The organism is Gemella haemolysans (assembly GCF_001553035.1).
Lineage (GTDB): Bacteria > Bacillota > Bacilli > Staphylococcales > Gemellaceae > Gemella > Gemella haemolysans_B.
Window position 1 is genome coordinate 1 of the sequence record NZ_KQ959976.1, and the last position, 2,861, is coordinate 2,861.

The following is a 2,861-nucleotide window of genomic DNA, read 5'->3' on the forward strand; positions in this document are numbered from 1 at the left end:
ACTTCTTTTGACATATTATAGTGTTTTAATATTTTATTCTCTAAAGCAAATGTTTCATAAGGAACTATCACACTTTGTCCCAACGCCCCAATTAATAGCACACTTAATACTTTATTTTTATTTTTTCTAGAAATCAATAATACGACTAATGCTGCAGTTCCCAATCCTAATCCATAAATCGGCGTAGAACTATCTCCTGTATTCGGTAATAACTTTTCTTCTTTTTTTTCATTAATTTTCTTATATACTAAATAATACGTTCGATTTTCTTTATATCTTTCTGGTATTGCTCTCTTTATTAACACCTTTTCACTTTCATTCAACTCATTTTCTTCTACATATTTAAAAGTTATTTCTCCTGCTTTTGCAATATTTCCTGGAATATAATTCCCAAAAATCAATGTTCCAATCACAATAGGACTAATACCAATAGATAGCTTACGAATAGAATATTTCAGTACTTTATTAACATTTTTTTTCATAATTTTTTCTCCTTTTTAATTACAAGAAAATCTTCTTTAATTATTATTTGATACTACTAATTATATCAAGACAAATTAACATATTCAACGTAAAAGTTTAATATTTTTATTCCATAGCAAATAAACCTATAGAATCTCATTTTCTTCTAAAGTATCTTCATTTGGTAAATACATTAATAAATGATTTATATATTTCTTTGAATCCAATCCATTTCATTTGCCAATTCCGAATAAAGTCTTTATGATAGCACTGGATTGTGCTCCTTCAAAACTTTGAGAGTGACTCAAAATTCGTGATTTTGAAGAAACAAGATTTTGTCAAGTTATCCCCGTAAAATATTATACACTATCGCGGAATCGTAAAGTACCCATTCTATTTTCCCCTTACAGAGCTTTAGTATAATCGCAATAGATTTCTCTTCTTTTTTGATGAGTGGCCAACCTCTAATGGTACAATTTGTTTTGACATCTTGTTTTCCTCCATTCCTTCTTTTATATTCTTATTATAAAGGAATTTATGTTCAGAAGATAGATACCTCGTTATTGGACACTTACGATTTAGTATACAATCATTCATTACCCTGAATTTGACAAAGAACATCGAGTAGGGGCTAATTTCTAGCCCCTCTCACACCACCGTACGTGCCGTTCGGCATACGGCGGTTCAAACCAATCTTCAATTCATGCTTTTCTAAGTAGTAATCAAGACAACTGACCAGTCCTTGCCCTGCAAGGACTGGTTTTGATACTGCTTGCTTTAGTACCGATTTAAGTGCTATAAATTGGTAGTGGTCACCCCATCCCGATACTTTATCTGCTATCCATTTAGGGACTCCTAATTTTAATAATCCCCGTAGTCGTCTTGATTTCTTCTTCCATTGTTTCCAAATTATTACTCGAATTCTTGTTCGTAGGTGTTCATCTACTTTCGTCATCGCAGTTTTCATAAATCCTAATGAAAAGTAATTTATCCATCCTCTTATCACTTGATTTAATTTTATTATTCTATCTACTAGTGAGATACTCCATTTTCGTGATGTTAGTTGTTTCAGTTTTCTTTTGAATTTCTGAACACTTTCTTCGTGTGGCCTACTTTTCCATTCTCCTTTTGTTTTCCAAAATCCAAACCCTAGGTATTTTAGTTTGCTTGGTCTTACTATTTTCGTTTTATTCATGTTGACTTTTAGTCCTAAGTGTTTCTCTATAAAACGACTTACTGAGTACATTACTCTTTTCGCTGCTGATTCGCTTTTTACTGTTATTATGCAGTCATCTGCGTATCTTACAAAGTGTAGTCCTCTCTTTTCTAATTCTTTATCCAGTTGGTTGAGCATAATATTTGATAGTAGTGGTGATAAGTTCCCTCCTTGTGGTGTTCCTACTAATGTTTTGTGTTTTCCTCCATTAATCATTACTCCTGCTTGTAGGTATTTTCTTATCAGTGATTCTGTATCTCCATCATGTATTATTTGGTTTACCAAGGTCATTAGTTTGTCCTGTGGTACTGTATCAAAGAATTTCTCTAAGTCTATATCTACTATCCAGTCGTAGCCGTCATTTAGGTATTCTAATAGTTTGACTACTGCTGTTTCACATGAACGATTTGGTCGAAATCCGTAGCTGTATTCTGAAAAGTGCTGTTCACATATTGGTGTTAACACTTGTGCTATTGCTTGCTGGATTATTCTGTCCATTACCGTTGGTATTCCTAGGTTTCTTGTTCCTCCGTTTGATTTTGGTATTTCTACTCGTAGTACGGGTTGCGGTTTGTATTTTCTTTCTTTTATTTGACTCTTGATTCTCTTCCAATTGTTTTGGATGTATTCCTCAATGTCTTCTATTTCTATTCCGTCAACTCCGCCTGAATCTTTCTTTAGTTTTACTTGGTGTAATGCAATTATCATGTTGCTTTCTCCAAGTATTCTATCTAGTAATTTTGACATGTGTTTGTATTCCTTTCTCGTTTCGCTCTCCTGTAAGTCGTCTTATATTTGTGAGCTTTCTATTAGTGTATACGTCTTAACTTTCAGCTCTATCAGACCTGGCTTTACAGTTACAATCAAAGTTGGTCTACTTCGTTTGGTTTGTTCATCCCTTCACTCCACTTCCATTACAGAAGTTTCCTCGCTACTATGGAATCGGCTGACTTCTTGTCGTTCGTTGTTACTAGGTTTCCCTCGACAAGACCTCACGGGATAAGTCGTACATCTTTCCTCGTTTACTCTCGCAATTTACGTACTTGGGCTACGTCTATCTTCTTGGACTTTAGTGCTTTGGGCCACCTTATCCACCCAATACGCCTTATTATCGCGTTTCTATTCGTAGAGCCACGATTTCGCTATCCCTTCTGTAAATGTCAATATAAAAATGTACAAAAGT

The 2,861-nt window shown here is 34.1% G+C and carries 2 protein-coding genes; both read right to left on the reverse strand.

The window, feature by feature from the left end:
• Window positions 1-482: YSIRK-type signal peptide-containing protein (locus HMPREF3186_RS06525; protein ID WP_156438982.1), on the reverse strand; the 482-nt coding region annotated here is incomplete at its 3' end.
• A gap of 611 nt (window positions 483-1,093) precedes the next feature.
• A complete protein-coding gene (ltrA, locus tag HMPREF3186_RS06530) occupies window positions 1,094-2,425 on the reverse strand; it encodes a group II intron reverse transcriptase/maturase (protein ID WP_060914466.1) in 1,332 nt (443 codons plus the stop codon).
• Between the last annotated feature and the right edge of the window lie 436 nt (window positions 2,426-2,861).

What these genes read in the sequence shown, in the direction of transcription:
- ltrA (WP_060914466.1), bottom strand. Translation starts at nt 2,425, where the DNA reads ATGTCAAAATTACTAGATAGAATACTTGGAGAAAGCAACATGATAATT.